Below are 15,018 nucleotides of genomic sequence, written 5' to 3'. Positions count from 1 at the left end.
TTAGATTGTCCGGCTTAGCCGAAGTACCATACCAGGGCGAAGATGCCCAAACCCAGAACGGCGGCCAACGCCAGGTAGTCCTGCAGGTTGGCTGTCTGGACCTTGGCCCCCAGCCTTCCGAGGTTCCTGACGGTGTAGGCGCTGCCGTCCACCACCGTATCGATGCCCTTCTTGTCGAACCAGGAAGTGCCGTCACCCATGCCGATGAGCGCCCGCAGGCCGACGGTCCGGTAGACCTCGGTCCAGATGTCGTCCACCTTGGCCGAAGGCCAGCAGAAGACCTTCATGGTCACCTTGCCTATGAGGCGGTAGAACCAGTCGAAGTCCAGGTTGAGCGCCTTGTGCGGGGTGATGATGTAGCGGGTCAGGTAGAAGGCCAGGCCGGAGAAACCGAGCAGCAGGCCCGAGTTGATGACCTTGTCCATGGTCCAGGGAACAAAGGCGTGCTCCACTTCCATGGGGAGGTAGCGATAGAGCATATCGGGGTAGACGCCCTGTGCGATGCACAGCAGGCCGCAGATGGCCATGCCCACGTACATGTTGACGGGCAGCGGCTTGACCTCGCCCGTGAACTCCTTCTTGCGTCCCCAGAACGCGAAGTACGGGAGCTTGATGCCCACCGAGATGAACGTACCGACAGCCGCGATCTCCATGCCCAGGGCAAGGAAGGTGCGGTGGTGTTCGGCTGCGCCGGCAATGGTCATGGTCTTCGAGATGAAGCCGTTGAACAGCGGCATTCCGGAGATGGAAAGAGCCGCGACCATGTACCAGACCATCACCCAGGGCAGCTTGGTGGCCAGGCCGCCCAGTTCGTCCAGTTTGGCCGTGCCGACCGAGTACAGAATCGCGCCGGTGCCCATGAAGAGCAGGCCCTTATACAGGATGTGCGCGTAGGCGTGGGCCACGGCGCCGTTGAGGGTCATGGCCGTACCGATGCCGATGCCGGCCACCATGTAACCGACCTGGGAAACGATGTGATAGGACAGAATGCGCCGGGCGTTGTTCTCGATGCACGCGAAGAGCACTCCGTAGATGGCCATGACCGTACCGGCTATGGCCAGAACCTCCCAACCGGCGAAGCCCCGGCAGAGGACGTAAACCGCGGTCTTGGTGGTGAAGGCGCACATGTAAACGGCACCCGCCACGGAGGCGCGGGGGTAGGCGTCGGGCAGCCATGCGTGCAGAGGCACCACGGCGGCGTTGACGCAGAATCCGGCCAGGATCAGCCAATCGTAGAGATGGGCCTCGGCCGGGTTGACGCCGTCAAAGGCGAATCCGCCGGTGGCCTTGTACTTGAGCAGCAGGCCGGCCAGCAGGAAAAGGCCGCCCACGGTGTGATACAGGAAGTAGCGGAAACCGGCGTTGACGGATTCCTTGGTTCTGGCCTGCCAGATAAGGAAGGTGGAACCGATGGACATCAGTTCCCAGAACAGGAAGACCGCCAGCAGATCGCCCGCGAACACGCAGCCGAATCCGCCCGCCACGTACAGGGAGGCGCAGACATAATGCCCCCTGTCCTCCACGTGCATCCCGTAGATGCAGCCGATGAAGGATATGACGGCGAAGACCTGGCCGAAGACGATGGACAGTTTGTCCACGCGCCCGAAGGTCAGCGTCTGGTCAAGGTAATGCAGGTTTCCATAAAGCCCCGGCTCCACCGAAAAGATGGAGTAGATGGCGACAAGCGGCGGTATGATGGCCAGCGCTCCCCGCAACGCCTTGTTCTTCCACAGGCTTGTGGGCACGAACGGCACCAGCAAGGCCAGAATGAGGAAGCCCGCGGCGGGGTGAATGAAGATATCAGTCCCCATAGTAGTCCTCCTTGCGGGCGATGAACGGCTGGACGATCTTCTTCATGATGATGACCATGGCCAGCCCGACGACAAGGCCGAATCCGGCAAAGAACCCGGGGTACTTATCGAGGCCGAAGTGCGGGTGATGCGTGACGAACGGGACGTTGAGCAGCAAAAGCACGCCCAGCGTGACGAAGAAGATGGTCCTCCACGTCTTCCAGTTGTCTCTCCATTTGGCGAGGATCTCGCCTAAACCTTTCTGACTCATATATACCCCCTAGAACTTGCCGAAAGCGTTGACGAAGTTCAGGAACGTCTGCGGATACAGACCCAAGAACACCGAGATGAACGCCGTTACGCACAGCGGAATGACCATGGTCATGGACGGCTCGTTGTACTGGCCGATATTGGCCTCGGGCCGGGGCTTCTTGAAGAAGGCCCGGTAGGTGATGGGCACGAAGTAGCCCGCGTTGAGCGCCGTCGAGAGGAGCAGCGCGCAGAGCAGCGGCCACTGGTGCGAATCAAGCGTGCCGTTGACCAGGTACCATTTGGAGACGAAGCCGCACGCCGGCGGCATACCGATCATGGACAGGGAGGCGATGCCGAATGCGCCGAAAGTCAGCGGCATACGGCGTCCCAGGCCGTCCATGAGGCTGATCTTCTTCAGGTGGCAGGCGACGTAGATGGCGCCTGCGGCCATAAAGAGCGTGATCTTGGAGAAGGCGTGGTGAGCGATGTGCATGACGCCGCCCTGCACCGCCGTATCCACCAGCATGGTCACGCCGATGACGACGTAAGAGAGCTGGGCCACGGTCGAGTAGGCCAGCCGCGCCTTGATGTCGTCCTTGGTCAGGGCGATGAACGAGGCCACGGTCAGGGTGAAGGCCGCGATGTAGGCCGTGCCCAAACCGATGCTCAGGTCGCCGAGCCAGGTGCCGGGCGAGCCGACGTAGATCTGGCTCATGGTCAGGGCCGCGGCGGTCTTGGTGCCGAAGGCCGATAGCACGATGCGGCTGACGCAGAAGACGCCCGCCTTGACGACCGCCACAGCGTGCAGCAAGGCCGAAACCGGAGTGGGCGCGACCATTGCCGACGGAAGCCAGTTATGGAACGGCATGAGAGCCGCCTTGCCGATGCCGAAGATGAACAGCCAGTAGGTGAGAGCCACCAGTCTGGGATGCTCGGCCACGACCTGGGCGGAGAACATGCCGTGCTGAATGTCGGTGAGGTTGAAGTCGAGGTTGCCGACCAGCACGTAGGTCAGGACCATGGCGGGCAGGAGGAAGAGCTTGGAGGTACCCATCAAGTAGATGATGTACTTGCGGGCTCCGATCTTGGCCTCCTGATCCTCATGGTGATAGACCAGCGGGTACGTGAACACGGTGATGACCTCGTAGAAGAGGTAGAGCGTGAACACGTTGGCCGACAGGGCCACGCCCACGGCGCCGAAGATGGCCACCGCGAAGCAGACGTAATAACGGGTCTGCGCGTGCTCGTTCAGCCCGCGCATGTAGCCGATGTTGTAGCTGGTCACGAAGAACCAGAGGAACGGGGCGATCAGGGCGAAGACCATGGACAGCCCGTCCGCCGCGAAGGCTATGTTGATGCCCGGCAGGATGGTGGTTACGTGGTAGTACAGGACCTGTCCGGAGAGGACTTTCGGCGCCATCCAAAGCACCGAAACGAAGGTCAGGAACGCACCGATGAAGCTGATCGCCTCACGCCGGTTATCATCCCCCCGACAAAGGTAGATGAAAAGAGGCGTGAGGAGCGTGAACACCACCGGCAGAAGAATTGGGCTGTATGTAGTTACACCTTCCATCATAGCTATTCCTTCAGGGTAGTGATGTCACTGGATTTGGCGGATTTGAAACGTCTTGCGACCACCACGATCATGGCCAGGACCAACGTGGCTTCGGCAGCGGCCAGCCCCATGACGAACAGGGTTCCGAGCTGCCCCAGGACCGCGCTGAAGTCGGTCAGTTGCGCCGCCGCCACCATGGACAGGCCCGCGCCGTTAAGCATCAGCTCCACCGAGATCAACATGCCGACAAGGCTCCTGCGCTGGGTCAGGCCGTACAGGCCCGCGCACAGGAGAATCAGTGCGACGATTTGGTATAAGGTCAATGCGCTCATTTATTTCTTCCCCCTCTTTTCCCAGACCAACAGGACGGCGCCGGACATGGCGACCATCAGGATGACCGAGATAAGTTCGAAGGGCAGGAAGTAGGATTCGAGCAACCCTTCACCGAGCTGCTTGATGGTCACTTCCACCGGCACGGACACGGACTCAGAGGGCCGGGTCAGGACCAGCCAGCCCAACAGGGCCGCCGGGGCCATGGTGGCAGCCAGTCCGTAGACATAGCGCTTCATGGGCGCTGCGCCCGCCTCGTCGCCGCCCTTCTCCGCCCGGGTCAGCATGACCGCGAAGAAGATCAGGACGCTGACCGCGCCGACATAGATGAGCAACTGCATGAAGGCCATGAACGGGGTCGCCAGAAGGAGATACATCCCGGCCACGCCGATGAGCGTGGTAATCAGGCCGATGAGGGCCCGCACCAGGCTGCTGCTCGACACGGCGAGAACGGCCCCGCCCAAAATGACGAGCGTGTACACGCCGAATGCTATTTTTGCCAAGACTTCCATATTACGCCTCCTTCTCCGCCGCGGCCGAAACGGCCTCGGTCTTGGGGACAGGCGCGGAAAGCTCCGTGGCCTGTTCCTTGAGCCGGGCGAGAAGATCGATTTTCATCTCTTTCCTGGAAGTCGCCACCCAATAGATATTATTGGAGAATTTGAGCGACTTTGCCGGGCAATTCTCAATGCAGGTGCCGCACAGCGAGCACAGGGAATAATCGTAGAGGAATTTGGCCGGATTCTTGGGGGCCTTGGGCTTCGAAACCTTTTCCCCCGCTTCCTCGGCCGCCTTCATGGCCGCTTCCTCCTCGGCGGTGAGCTTGGGAGGCTTGGACTTGACCACGGTCAGACATTTGCTCGGGCAGTTGGTCACGCACATCATGCAGGAGATGCACTTGGGCGTGGCCGGATCCTTGGGCTTGCCGATAAGCTCGACATGCCCGCCGTATGTTTCCAGATTCTCGTCGTCGATGACCTGGCGCGGATAGTGGACCGTGACCAGGGGCTTGCAAAAATACTTGCCCGTGATCTTGAGGCCGACAATCAGGGACCAGCAGTCAATGAGCGGCTGAATTACATTTTCCTTGAATTTACCCATTGTTACTCCCCCTACAACTTCATGATCAGCGCGGTGGCCAACAGGTTGGCGGTGGCCAGCGGCAGCAACCATTTCCAGTTGATGTTCAGCAGTTGGTCGAACCGAACGCGGGGGAAGGTCCAACGTGCCCAGACCATGAGCGTCAGCAGCGCGTAGGTCTTGATGAGCATCCACCACCATCCCTCAATGCCGGGGAAGGGGCCGTTAAACCCGCCCAGGAACAGGACGGAACAGACGGAACACATGACCACCATATAGCCATACTCGGCCATGAAGAAGAGGCCGAAGCCCATGGACGAATATTCGGTGTGGAAACCGGCGGTCAGCTCGGACTCGGCCTCGGCCAGGTCGAACGGAGCGCGGTTGGTTTCGCCGAACATGGCGATGATGAAGATGATGAAGGCCAGGGGTTGCTTCCAGATAAACCAGTTGCCGATATGGCCGTCCTGCATGTGAGTGATATCCAGCAGGCTCAGGCTGCCGGTCATGAAGGACACGGTCAACACGGTCAGCAGCAGCGGGATTTCGTAGGCCACGGTCTGCGACACGGCACGGGCCGCGCCGAGAACGCCCCACTTGTTGTTGGAGGCCCAGCCCGCCAGGATGACGGCCAGTCCGTTGAAGCTGGAGAAGGCCAGGATCAGGAGCAGGGCAAGGTTGACGTCCATGCCGATCAGCACCGGGCCGTACGGGATGGGCAGGAAGAGCAGCAGCACCGGCAGCATGGACAGGAGAGGCGCGAGCCAATAAAGGACGGCGTCCGCGTTGTCCGGGGTCAGGAGTTGCTTGCCCATGAGTTTCAAACCGTCGATGAGCGGCTGCAACACGCCGTGGGGGCCGACCTCGAAGGGACCGGGGCGGCGCTGGATGTGGCCCGCGAACTTACGCTCGCAGTAGACCCACACCAGGGCGTTGAGCCCCAGCCAGATCATGGCGGCAACCGCTGCAATGATCAACGGTATCAGATTACTTAAGAATGCATTCATTGATTTCCCCCTACCGGTCGATTTCAGGAATAATCAGGTCCAAGCTGCCCAGGATGGCAACGGCATCCGCCAGGAGCGTGCCGTTGGCGGCCTCGGCGAACGCGCTCAGGTTGGAAAAACCCGGTGCGCGCAGCTTGATACGGTACGGGACCTTGCCGCCGTCGGAAGCGACGTAGACGCCGATCTTCCCGCGGCCACCTTCCACATTGAAGTAGGCCTCGCCCGCCGGCGGTTTCATCGCCGGTTTGGGAGCCTTGTCCACGATGTAGCCGCCCTCGGCGGAGGGCAACTGTTCCAACGCCTGCTCGATGATGCGCATACTCTGCTCCATCTCGGCGAGACGGACCTTGTAGCGAGCCATGGAACAGCAGGAATCCTGCGTGGGAATCTCGAAATCGAAACGGTCGTAGACCGAATACGGTTCGGCCCTGCGCACGTCGTAGGGGACTCCGGCGCCACGCAGCACGGGACCGGTACAGCCGTAACGGCGGCACATGTCCTGGTCGATGATGCCGATATCCTCGACTCGACGCCGGAGGATAAGGTTTTCGGTGACGAGATCATGATACATGGGCAGTCTCGCGCGGAAGTGCGGGATGAATTCCTTCATCAACTCTATGCACTTGTCGTCGAGATCCATCTGCAGGCCGCCGACGCGGAAATTGCTGTAGGTCAGCCTGGAGGCCGACGGCCTCTGCAGGATGTCCAGAATCATTTCACGATCATCGAAGGCGTACATGATGGGCGTAAACGCCCCGAGGTCGAGGATGTAGGCGCCCCACCACAACAGGTGGGAGGTCAGACGGTTGAACTCGGTCATGATGACCCGCAGATACTCCGCCCTTTCCGGCACCTCGATGCCCATCAGTTTTTCGACAGCGCCCACGTAGGCCCAGTTCCAGGCCATGGCGTGGCCGTAGTCGACGCGGCCCATGTTGGGGATGAATCCTCCCCAGGTCTGGGTCTCGCCCATTTTTTCATGCATTCGGTGCAGGTAGCCCAGCACGGGCTCGGCGCGAACGATGTATTCGCCGTCAACCTCGATCACGATCCGCAAAACGCCGTGCGTGGACGGGTGTTGCGGACCCATGTTGATAATCAAGGTACCGTCCTGCTTCCCGGCCTCGAACTTCTGGGTGTAGAAATCACCCTTCATCTGTTCTAAATTTTGGTAAGCCGACATATACTCTCAGTCCGGTTTTTAATACCGACCGGTCGCCCCGGCCTACGCATCGGAGGCCTCCCCGGCCTCCGCTTCCGCAAACAATGCTTCCACTTCCCGTGAACAGGACACGACTTCACCCAAGGCGAGCACATCCTTGATGGATTTGCGCGTCTTGGCGTCCTTGCGCAACGGGGAGAGATCCTTGTCCTCCACCGCCAGGAGCAACGGCACGAGGTTCGGATTGCCCTCGAAGACCACGCCGTGGAAATCACGGGTCTCGCGTTCATGCCATTCGGCCCCGGAAAAAACGGAGTCGATGGACGGGACCACCGGATTGTCCTTGCTCAAGAGCACGCGGAGGACGATCCGTTCGTTTATGGTCCATCTGTTGAAATGGTACTGCACGAGGAACCCCTCCTCGAAGTCCATGGCGAATATATCCTCAAGGGAATACTCGGCTTCGCGCAGTTTCCTCGCGGCCTTGACGATCTGGCCCGGAGCCAGAAAGACCGACCACACATGCCCCGTAACGGCCGGGTCCTGTTTGGCAACGCACAGTGTCGCCACCCCTTCCAAAGCCTGCAACATGGCTAGCCCTCCACCTTGGCGGCGACGGGCCACCAGCGTTTACCTGTGATCAGGCGCTGCAGCTCGAAAAACCCTTCGAGAAGACCTTCGGGCCTGGGCGGACAGCCCGGCACGTAGACATCCACGGGAATGAGCGTGTCCACACCCTGGATCACGTTGTAGTTGTCCTTGATCTTGAAGGGACCGCCGGAGATGGCGCAGTTGCCCATGGCGATGACCCACTTGGGACCGGGCATCTGCTCATAGAGCCGGACCACGGACGGCGCCATCTTCTTGGTCACGGTGCCCGCCACGATCATCACGTCGGACTGGCGCGGCGAGGGCCTGAAGACCTCCGCCCCGAACCGGGCCATGTCGAACCGGGCCATGCCGGTGGCCATCATCTCGATGGCGCAGCAGGCCAGACCGAAGGTCATGGGCCACAGGGACATGGAACGGCAGACGTCGAAGATGTCCTGAGCCAGTTTCATGTTGACGATGGGCGGATCCATATGGTGACCGCCGGTCGTCAGCATATCCTGTTGCACTACTGAATCCTGCGCGGCCATGTGAACACCCCTTTCGCCCAAAAATAGATGACGGAAAGAATAAGGAAAAACAGGAAGATGAAAACCTTCACGAACGGAACCCAGCCCTCGGCGTCAGCATACGCCGTGGAAACCGGGAAGAGGTAAAGGACGTCAACGTCGAAGGCCAGGAAGATCAGGGCGTATACATAATAGGATACACCCCACCTAGCCCACGAACTGCCGTAGGGGACCATGCCGCACTCGTACGGCATTCCGATATCCCCTCCCCTCGCTTTGGGGGCGAGCAGTCCTGCCAGGATCAACGGCCCGATGGCAAAGAGCAAGCCAGCGAGCAAAAACAAAACGATTGCAAAATGCAGCCAGTCGAAAATCATACCCCATCCTTTGGCAGTAAAATTGCGGGAATCCTGAAACAAAAAATTTTCAAGAATTAACGAGTTCCATGCCCCGAAAAAAGGGCTAAGTCAAGCACCTTGCGCTTTTTTTCGTTTAGAACCCACCTCCTAAGTATGTAATTTTCCACAATCTGCTACGCGGTCCGCGGAACCGCAATCCAACGCTCTATTTCACCCCCGCCAAGGCGCTGAATATGGATTGCGGACAACAAAAAGGGCGTTTCCCACACACGAAACGCCCACGAAAATCCGCCGAAAAACAAACCGTCTATTTTGATGAATCATATTCGGCGAAGGTGCCGAAGTCCGCGCATCTCTTTTTCTTGGCTCCGTACATTGCCGCGTCAACGCGGCTGATGAGGGTCACGGTGTCCTTGCCGTCCTCAGGGTAGAAACTGATGCCGACGGTCGCGCCGATGGTCAGCGTCCGGCCGTCGATGTCGTAAGGCCGCCGGACCACGTCGAGGAGGCTGCGGGTGAAGTTGAAGACCCCTTCCTGATCCGTGATGCCGGACAGAAGAATGCCGAACTCGTCTCCGCCCAGACGCGCCAGCGTGTCGGATTCCCTGGTCCGGCGCTGCAGCCGCTCGGCGACCATGCGCAGCAGATCGTCCCCGGTCTGGTGCCCATAGGTGTCGTTGACGCTCTTGAAGGCGTCGAGATCGACGAACAACACGGCGGCCCTGGTTCCATACCGCTTCGCCACGGCCAGCGTGTGCTCCATCCGGTCGAAGAAACGGTACCGGTTGGCGACGCCGGTAAGGCTGTCGCGGGTGGCCAGCCGTTTGAGCTCCAGCTCGACCATCTTGCGTTCGGTGACGTCCTCTAGGACTCCTTCGACGAATTCGCCTTCGGCTGTCCGGATCAACCTGGAGGATTCCGAGCACCATACGACCTCGCCGTCACGCCTTCGCAGACGAAACTCGAAACCGCTCACGGCCCCTTGCCGGTGAAGGAGATCCTGATAAACGCTCTGCTCGCTCTCGTCCGCCATGAACAATTCCCTGAAGCCGGGTCTGCCGACCACATCCTCCACGCGCTCGTACCCAAGGATACGCAGCATGGCGGGGTTGACCTCCAGGAACTCGCCGTTCGCGCCGCTCTGGAAAATCCCCTCGATGGCCCGCTCGAAGATGGAGCGGTACTTTTCCTCGGCCACGATCAACGCGGCTTCGGTTTTGCGCCGCTGCTCCACTTCCCGCTCAAGCAACACCTTTCGGCGATGCATTTCCAGAAACGCTTTGACCTTGCTGAGGAGGATATTCCCGTCCACGGGCCGGAGAAGGTAGTCCACGGCCCCGGTTTCGTAGCCCTGGCGCACGTTGTCGTCATCCTGGAAGATGGCGGTGATGAAGATGATGGGCACGTGACGGCTGCGCTCGTGCTCCTTGATTTTCGACGCGGCTTCATACCCGTCCATGCCGGGCATCTGGATGTCGAGAAGAATCAACGCGAAATCGTTATCGCGCGCCAACTCCACGGCCTCGCCGCCGCTTTCCGCCGCGATCACCCGGCAATCAACGTCGCGCAGCATGTGGCCGAGCAGAGCGAGATTGGTCCGGGAATCGTCGACTATGAGAATTTTCTGCTCAAGGTCACTCATATTGCCCCCTAGGCGATTTGTCCTCCCGGCACGGGAACCTTTACGAGCCGCACGCCGCCCTCGATCGGCTCTCCCTTAAGCACAAAGTCGAAGCGGTCGAGATCCATGCACAAATCAAAGTCCTCTTCCGGGCAGTCCTCTCGGGCGTCGTCGAAGAACTTGGCGGCGGTGTCCACGTCGTGAAGAAAATTCTTCAATGTCTTGAAGCTGTTGGGATATCCTTCAATCTCATTTTTGATATACATGGCGCACATCATGTCTTCCTGGGCGCGCATGGTCCCGCCGGTGCCCATGGCCACCAGGGTGACGACTTCGGGCTGTTTGGCCCGAACGTACTCCACCACGGCATTGGCGTTGACGAAGGAGCCCATGAGGACCTCGTCCGCTTCGGTGCAGACCATGAGCCCCCGAGTGCCCGCGTTGGTCACATGCAGCAGGGTCTCGCCCCGGATGTCCACCTTTTCGATGAGCGCGGGAGAGTTGAGGTAATCGAATTCACTGGTCGGAACGTCGACCAGTTCGCCGATGACCTTGCCTCCGCGCTCGGCGGCCATGGCCCGCGCCCTGTCCAGACTGTCGGTGACGATGTATTCGGCCGCGCCGCCGGCGACCAGGAAGCAGCCCAGAGTGGTGGAACGGAAAACGTCCACGATTATGACCAGCCCCTTGGCGCGCTTTGCGCCGGATAAGCACTCAACAACATTTACTATCATCGGACAATCCTGTCGGTTTTGCGCCGGACCGCACCCGCTCCGAAAGACCTCGTCAACCAGTTGAATCCAAAGCGAAACACGGAGCCCGGAATTTATTTACAATTTCTCTTAAACCGTCCGCCCCCGAACAGTAAAGGGCTTTCCTCCCGGTTGACGGACCGCCGAATATCATGCAAACGGGCGGCATGATGAAAAATCGCGTACTCGTTACCGGCGGCTCGGGATTCCTCGGCTCGCACCTGTGCGAACGGCTTTTGGACATGGGCCGCGAGGTCATCTGCGTGGATAATTTCTTTACGGGAAGCAAAAGCAACATCCTGCACCTGCTGGACAACCCCTATTTTGAAGTGGTCCGGCACGACGTGACCTTCCCGCTCTACGTGGAAGTGGATGAAATCTACAACCTGGCCTGCCCGGCCTCGCCCATCCACTACCAACACGATCCGGTGCAAACCACCAAGACCTCGGTTCACGGGGCCATCAACATGCTCGGGCTGGCCAAACGGCTCAAGGCCAAGATTTTCCAGGCGTCCACCTCGGAGGTGTACGGCGACCCCGAAGTCCATCCCCAGCCCGAGGGATACTGGGGCAACGTCAATCCCATCGGCCTGCGGTCGTGCTACGACGAAGGCAAACGGTGCGCGGAGACCCTGTTTTTCGACTACCATCGCCAGCACAACCTGCGCATCAAGGTTTGCCGCATCTTCAACACCTATGGGCCGCACATGGCCATGGACGACGGGCGGGTGGTTTCCAACTTCGTCATCCAGGCGCTCAAGGGCCAGGACATCACGGTTTACGGAGGCGGAGAGCAAACCCGCAGCTTCTGCTACGTCACCGACATGGTTGACGGCATGATCCGGTTCATGGAGGACACGGACGACGAATTCATCGGCCCCATGAATCTGGGCAATCCCGACGAATTCACCATCCGCGAACTGGCGGAGGCGGTCATCGACCTGACCGGCTCGAAGTCAAAAATCGTCAACAGGCCCCTTCCCTCGGACGACCCCATGCAGCGCAGGCCCGACATCTCCCTGGCCCGGGAAACGCTGGGTTGGGAGCCCACCGTGGCCCTGCGAACCGGGCTTTCCCGGACCATCGAATACTTCGAGGGCAAGCTCAATTCCCTATAATCCGGAATTGAGAAGACGGATGACGAGGGTCCAACGCGAAGCGGCCGGGGGAGAATATCCCCCGGCCGCTTCGCGTTGGACCGGACCCGCTATTTTCCGGCGAGCTTCGCTTCTATCATCATTACATATGGTTCAAGGCCCGAAGGCAGGTCCTCCGGCCACTGGAAGAGCCCGGGCCTCGGTTCTCCGGCCACGCGGGCGACCACTTCCGCCATGGCGCGTTCGTCTGCCGGATCGGGGAAAATCCAACGCTGCGGCAGGAAATACGCGCTGCCGTTCATTGCGCTCGACACGGACCGGCAACCGCAGGCCAGGGCTTCAAGCACGGCGTTCGAACAGGCGTCGTAAAAGGAGGCCAGGATGAAGACGTCGGCGGCGCGGTAAAAGGCGGGCATATCGTCCACCCGGCCCAGGAACCGCACCCTGTCGGCCACCCCGAGCTCCCGGGCCTCCCGCTCATACTTGGCGGGGTTGCGCCCGCCAGCCACGTGCAGGACGAAGTTCTCGGGCAACAGGGACAGCATCCCCACGAGATGCCGCACGCCCTTGAGGGCGAAATTTGTTGCCGCCGTGGCCACGACCACCTGGTCCTCGCGGATGCCGGACGCGGCGCGCAACCGCAGCCGCTCCTGATCTTCGACCGGCGAAAACCGCTCAAGGTCGGGACGGTTGTAGATCACGTCGATACCCTCCGTGCGGAGGAAGGGATGGGCCTCGACCAGCCAGTCGCGGACCAAATGAGAGACGCAAACGATGCGCGGAGTCCGCTTCATGCGAATGCGGTCGATAGCGAAAATAGCCCAGTTGCCGGGAGAAAGTTTCCGGCGGAACATCTTGAAGGAACGGGCGAACCCCTCGGGCCACGCGCGCCGGGAGAGTTCCCAGAACTTGGAGATGGGGCCGCCGCCGATGCGCAGGATATCCTGATTCAGGGTTTTGCCCATGCCGAAAACCAGATCATAACCGCCCCGCCGACACGCCCTGTCCGCCGCATAGGCGAACCACAGCAGCTTGACCAGCCTGAAGGCCCCGAATCTGCCCAGCACCACGGGCTCCACTCCATCCGGCGGCTCGGTCTCGCAGCGGGCGCAGATGAAATCCACCTCATGCCCGCGCGCAGCCAGCGCCTCGCTCAAACGCCAGGCAAAGGATTCCGCGCCGCCGTACCGGCTCAGCCGGGGCATGGTCACAGCCAGCCGCCCTCGTTTCACCGCTTTATCCATAGATCGGACTCTCAGTCGTTTCTCGATGTTCGCCAACCCAAAGGTTGCCCGCCGGGCCAAAGACGGCTATGCATTCCCAAATTCGAGGGGAACGCCATGTTTTTCGCCACACCCGCCTGGGACCTGCAACTTTTTCTGCTCATCAACCAGCACTGGCATTCGGGTCTGCTGGATTTCATCATGCCGCTCTTTTCGTCCATGGCGGTGCTCATGGTCATTCTCGCCGCCGCCCTGATCGCGGCCGTAATCAAGGGCGGGAAAAAGCAGATCATATTCTTTCTCGTCCTGCTTGCGGGCATGGGCATGTCGGATTTCACCACCAAGCTGGCCAAGGACCAGATTTTCCGGCTCCGTCCGCTCAACGTCGTGGCCGGGACCCGCTTCGTCGAGAACGGGCGCTGGCAGGCGCGACCGGACAATTTCGTCCGCACGAAGGAACGCGGCACGTCTTATCCCTCGGCCCATTGCGCCAACACCATGACCCTCGCCATTCTCGCCCTGCTCCTGTGGCCGGGCCTCAAGGGATGGCCGATTCTCGTGTCGCTCCTGTCGGGCTATTCCCGCATCTATCTGGGCAAGCATTTTCCCACGGACGTCCTGGCCGGATGGCTATGGGGCGTGGTCGTCGCCGGGGCGGTCTGGCTTCTCTGGAAGGAGCTTTCGCGCCGATACCCGGCCCTGCGCCCGGACTAATCCTCTATATCATCCGGGACGCCTGCCTGCCTGCGATAACGCCGGTAGACACGAATGCCCAGCCACCCGGAGACCACGAAAAGCACGATGCTCATGCCCACGGACAAGGCCACGCCCGTGGCGGATTCACGGTTCATTCCCGCGCCGAACAGTGCGAAGATGAAATTCTGCGGAATGTAGCCCAGGGTCGAGCCTACCACAAACGGCATAAGGGGAATGGAGCTGACCCCGGCGGCCAGATTCGTAATCAGGTTGGAGCCCAGGGGAAACAGCCGAATGGCCAGGGCCGTGTTGAACGGTTCGTGCTGGAGAAAACGGTTGATCTTGTGCACGCGGGGGCCGAGCTTGCGCTCCACCAGATCCCGTCCGCCCATGCGGGCGTAGAGGGCGGCCGCGGCGCATCCCAGGCCCGCGCCCAACGTGGACAGCACCGTGCCTCCGATGGCGCCGAAAGCAAAGCCGCCCAGAAAGCCGACAAGCTGGCGGGGAAGCCCCACGGCAGTGAAAGCCGCGCCCACGGCAAGAAAGATGACGACAGAAAGCGGCCCGCTCCCGAGCACATGGTCGTTGAACCACTGGGTGTCCGAAAGCATATCGCCCAATCCGATGGCCCTGGAGAGATACACGGCTCCGCCGAGAGCGGCGAGCATGATCAAGCCCTTGGCCAGGGATTTGTAATTCAGATTGGATTCTCGTTTATCCAAGGTCATTTTGCTCCCGCTGTATGCGGTAGTAGAGAATCAGCAAACAAACCTGGCCCAGGAAAAACAGCGGATCGCGCTGCAACCATCCGTAGGCCAACCCGGCCAGACCGGAAACCGCCAGGGCCGCCTGCGCCGGACGCGACAGGGAATATACCTCTTTGCCGCGCATTCGTAAAATCATGATTCGCGCGAAAAAAAGTCCCTGAACGGCCGCGGCCAGAAACAGCAGCCACCAGTACTCGGGCAGGCTCATG

At 60.4% G+C, this 15,018-nt stretch carries 18 protein-coding genes; 2 read left to right on the top strand and 16 right to left on the bottom strand.

The window, feature by feature from the left end; genetic code table 11:
* Positions 1–14: 14 nt before the first annotated feature.
* The 13 genes from PSN43_RS07675 to PSN43_RS07615 all read right to left on the bottom strand — a co-directional run bounded on the left by PSN43_RS07675 (position 15) and on the right by PSN43_RS07615 (position 11,008).
* Positions 15–1,811, bottom strand: coding sequence for a Na(+)/H(+) antiporter subunit D (locus tag PSN43_RS07675; protein ID WP_272700138.1), 1,797 nt, complete (start codon positions 1,809–1,811; stop codon positions 15–17).
* The gene (locus tag PSN43_RS07670) at positions 1,801–2,061 is read right to left on the bottom strand and encodes a hypothetical protein (protein ID WP_272700137.1); all 261 of its coding nucleotides are present in this window, start codon (positions 2,059–2,061) and stop codon (positions 1,801–1,803) included. Before PSN43_RS07670 ends, PSN43_RS07675 begins: the two co-directional genes overlap by 11 nt.
* 9 nt (positions 2,062–2,070) lie before the next feature.
* Positions 2,071–3,618: a monovalent cation/H+ antiporter subunit D family protein gene (locus PSN43_RS07665; RefSeq protein ID WP_272700136.1), complete on the bottom strand. Its 1,548-nt coding sequence runs from the start codon at positions 3,616–3,618 to the stop codon at positions 2,071–2,073.
* Between the two features lie 2 nt (positions 3,619–3,620).
* Positions 3,621–3,929 (bottom strand): NADH-quinone oxidoreductase subunit NuoK, encoded by a 309-nt coding sequence (gene nuoK, locus PSN43_RS07660; RefSeq protein ID WP_272700135.1) that lies wholly within the window; start codon positions 3,927–3,929, stop codon positions 3,621–3,623.
* A complete protein-coding gene (locus tag PSN43_RS07655) occupies positions 3,930–4,439 on the bottom strand; it encodes an NADH-quinone oxidoreductase subunit J family protein (RefSeq protein WP_272700134.1) in 510 nt (169 codons plus the stop codon).
* 1 nt (position 4,440) lies between these two features.
* Positions 4,441–5,028 (bottom strand): 4Fe-4S binding protein, encoded by a 588-nt coding sequence (locus PSN43_RS07650; RefSeq protein WP_272700133.1) that lies wholly within the window; start codon positions 5,026–5,028, stop codon positions 4,441–4,443.
* 11 nt (positions 5,029–5,039) lie between these two features.
* Complete coding sequence (nuoH, locus tag PSN43_RS07645; RefSeq protein WP_272700132.1) at positions 5,040–6,014, bottom strand: NADH-quinone oxidoreductase subunit NuoH; 975 nt, start codon at positions 6,012–6,014, stop codon at positions 5,040–5,042.
* A gap of 10 nt (positions 6,015–6,024) precedes the next feature.
* A complete protein-coding gene (locus tag PSN43_RS07640; protein ID WP_272700131.1) occupies positions 6,025–7,197 on the bottom strand; it encodes an NADH-quinone oxidoreductase subunit D in 1,173 nt (390 codons plus the stop codon).
* 42 nt (positions 7,198–7,239) lie between these two features.
* Positions 7,240–7,767, bottom strand: coding sequence for an NADH-quinone oxidoreductase subunit C (locus PSN43_RS07635; protein ID WP_272700130.1), 528 nt, complete (start codon positions 7,765–7,767; stop codon positions 7,240–7,242).
* 2 nt (positions 7,768–7,769) lie between these two features.
* Positions 7,770–8,315: an NADH-quinone oxidoreductase subunit B gene (locus PSN43_RS07630; RefSeq protein WP_269942339.1), complete on the bottom strand. Its 546-nt coding sequence runs from the start codon at positions 8,313–8,315 to the stop codon at positions 7,770–7,772.
* Positions 8,294–8,671 carry an NADH-quinone oxidoreductase subunit A gene (locus PSN43_RS07625; RefSeq protein ID WP_272700129.1) on the bottom strand — a complete coding sequence of 126 codons (378 nt, stop codon included), beginning with the start codon at positions 8,669–8,671 and terminating at the stop codon, positions 8,294–8,296. Before PSN43_RS07625 ends, PSN43_RS07630 begins: the two co-directional genes overlap by 22 nt.
* 289 nt (positions 8,672–8,960) lie before the next feature.
* On the bottom strand, positions 8,961–10,295 hold the full coding sequence (locus PSN43_RS07620) for a GGDEF domain-containing response regulator (protein ID WP_272700128.1): 1,335 nt from the start codon (positions 10,293–10,295) through the stop codon (positions 8,961–8,963).
* Between the two features lie 8 nt (positions 10,296–10,303).
* On the bottom strand, positions 10,304–11,008 hold the full coding sequence (locus PSN43_RS07615) for a 2-phosphosulfolactate phosphatase (RefSeq protein WP_272700127.1): 705 nt from the start codon (positions 11,006–11,008) through the stop codon (positions 10,304–10,306).
* A gap of 185 nt (positions 11,009–11,193) precedes the next feature.
* Between PSN43_RS07615 and PSN43_RS07610 the strand changes: the two genes are divergently transcribed.
* Positions 11,194–12,144 carry a UDP-glucuronic acid decarboxylase family protein gene (locus PSN43_RS07610; RefSeq protein ID WP_272700126.1) on the top strand — a complete coding sequence of 317 codons (951 nt, stop codon included), beginning with the start codon at positions 11,194–11,196 and terminating at the stop codon, positions 12,142–12,144.
* A gap of 89 nt (positions 12,145–12,233) precedes the next feature.
* Here the strand turns inward: PSN43_RS07610 and PSN43_RS07605 are convergent, their stop codons facing one another.
* Entirely contained in the window at positions 12,234–13,367 is a 1,134-nt protein-coding gene (locus tag PSN43_RS07605) for a glycosyltransferase family 4 protein (RefSeq protein WP_272700125.1), read from the bottom strand.
* 96 nt (positions 13,368–13,463) lie between these two features.
* Here PSN43_RS07605 and PSN43_RS07600 point away from each other — a divergent pair, with 96 nt between their 5' ends.
* Positions 13,464–14,060, top strand: coding sequence for a phosphatase PAP2 family protein (locus PSN43_RS07600; RefSeq protein ID WP_272700124.1), 597 nt, complete (start codon positions 13,464–13,466; stop codon positions 14,058–14,060).
* Here PSN43_RS07600 and PSN43_RS07595 read toward each other — a convergent pair.
* Positions 14,057–14,770 carry a TVP38/TMEM64 family protein gene (locus PSN43_RS07595; protein WP_272700123.1) on the bottom strand — a complete coding sequence of 238 codons (714 nt, stop codon included), beginning with the start codon at positions 14,768–14,770 and terminating at the stop codon, positions 14,057–14,059. The two genes, PSN43_RS07600 and PSN43_RS07595, sit on opposite strands and share 4 nt — an antisense overlap.
* Positions 14,757–15,017: a lipid A biosynthesis domain-containing protein gene (locus PSN43_RS07590; RefSeq protein WP_272700122.1), complete on the bottom strand. Its 261-nt coding sequence runs from the start codon at positions 15,015–15,017 to the stop codon at positions 14,757–14,759. Before PSN43_RS07590 ends, PSN43_RS07595 begins: the two co-directional genes overlap by 14 nt.
* Position 15,018: the final 1 nt, after the last annotated feature.

This window comes from Desulfovibrio sp. Fe33, from assembly GCF_028532725.1.
Classification (GTDB): Bacteria; Desulfobacterota; Desulfovibrionia; order Desulfovibrionales; family Desulfovibrionaceae; genus Pseudodesulfovibrio.
The sequence above is the reverse complement of the archived record's forward strand: the minus strand, read 5'-3'. Positions and strand labels throughout refer to the sequence as shown.

Bases quoted from the DNA above. Each gene is read 5' to 3' on its own strand.
- PSN43_RS07595 (WP_272700123.1), bottom strand. From the start codon at position 14,770: ATGACCTTGGATAAACGAGAATCCAATCTGAATTACAAATCCCTGGCC.
- PSN43_RS07600 (WP_272700124.1), top strand. From the start codon at position 13,464: ATGTTTTTCGCCACACCCGCCTGGGACCTGCAACTTTTTCTGCTCATC.
- PSN43_RS07635 (WP_272700130.1), bottom strand. From the start codon at position 7,767: ATGTTGCAGGCTTTGGAAGGGGTGGCGACACTGTGCGTTGCCAAACAG.
- PSN43_RS07670 (WP_272700137.1), bottom strand. From the start codon at position 2,061: ATGAGTCAGAAAGGTTTAGGCGAGATCCTCGCCAAATGGAGAGACAAC.
- PSN43_RS07650 (WP_272700133.1), bottom strand. From the start codon at position 5,028: ATGGGTAAATTCAAGGAAAATGTAATTCAGCCGCTCATTGACTGCTGG.
- PSN43_RS07590 (WP_272700122.1), bottom strand. From the start codon at position 15,017: ATGAGCCTGCCCGAGTACTGGTGGCTGCTGTTTCTGGCCGCGGCCGTT.
- PSN43_RS07675 (WP_272700138.1), bottom strand. From the start codon at position 1,811: ATGGGGACTGATATCTTCATTCACCCCGCCGCGGGCTTCCTCATTCTG.
- PSN43_RS07665 (WP_272700136.1), bottom strand. From the start codon at position 3,618: ATGATGGAAGGTGTAACTACATACAGCCCAATTCTTCTGCCGGTGGTG.
- PSN43_RS07610 (WP_272700126.1), top strand. From the start codon at position 11,194: ATGATGAAAAATCGCGTACTCGTTACCGGCGGCTCGGGATTCCTCGGC.
- nuoH (WP_272700132.1), bottom strand. From the start codon at position 6,014: ATGAATGCATTCTTAAGTAATCTGATACCGTTGATCATTGCAGCGGTT.
- PSN43_RS07630 (WP_269942339.1), bottom strand. From the start codon at position 8,315: ATGGCCGCGCAGGATTCAGTAGTGCAACAGGATATGCTGACGACCGGC.
- nuoK (WP_272700135.1), bottom strand. From the start codon at position 3,929: ATGAGCGCATTGACCTTATACCAAATCGTCGCACTGATTCTCCTGTGC.
- PSN43_RS07640 (WP_272700131.1), bottom strand. From the start codon at position 7,197: ATGTCGGCTTACCAAAATTTAGAACAGATGAAGGGTGATTTCTACACC.
- PSN43_RS07625 (WP_272700129.1), bottom strand. From the start codon at position 8,671: ATGATTTTCGACTGGCTGCATTTTGCAATCGTTTTGTTTTTGCTCGCT.
- PSN43_RS07655 (WP_272700134.1), bottom strand. From the start codon at position 4,439: ATGGAAGTCTTGGCAAAAATAGCATTCGGCGTGTACACGCTCGTCATT.
- PSN43_RS07605 (WP_272700125.1), bottom strand. From the start codon at position 13,367: ATGGATAAAGCGGTGAAACGAGGGCGGCTGGCTGTGACCATGCCCCGG.
- PSN43_RS07620 (WP_272700128.1), bottom strand. From the start codon at position 10,295: ATGAGTGACCTTGAGCAGAAAATTCTCATAGTCGACGATTCCCGGACC.
- PSN43_RS07615 (WP_272700127.1), bottom strand. From the start codon at position 11,008: ATGATAGTAAATGTTGTTGAGTGCTTATCCGGCGCAAAGCGCGCCAAG.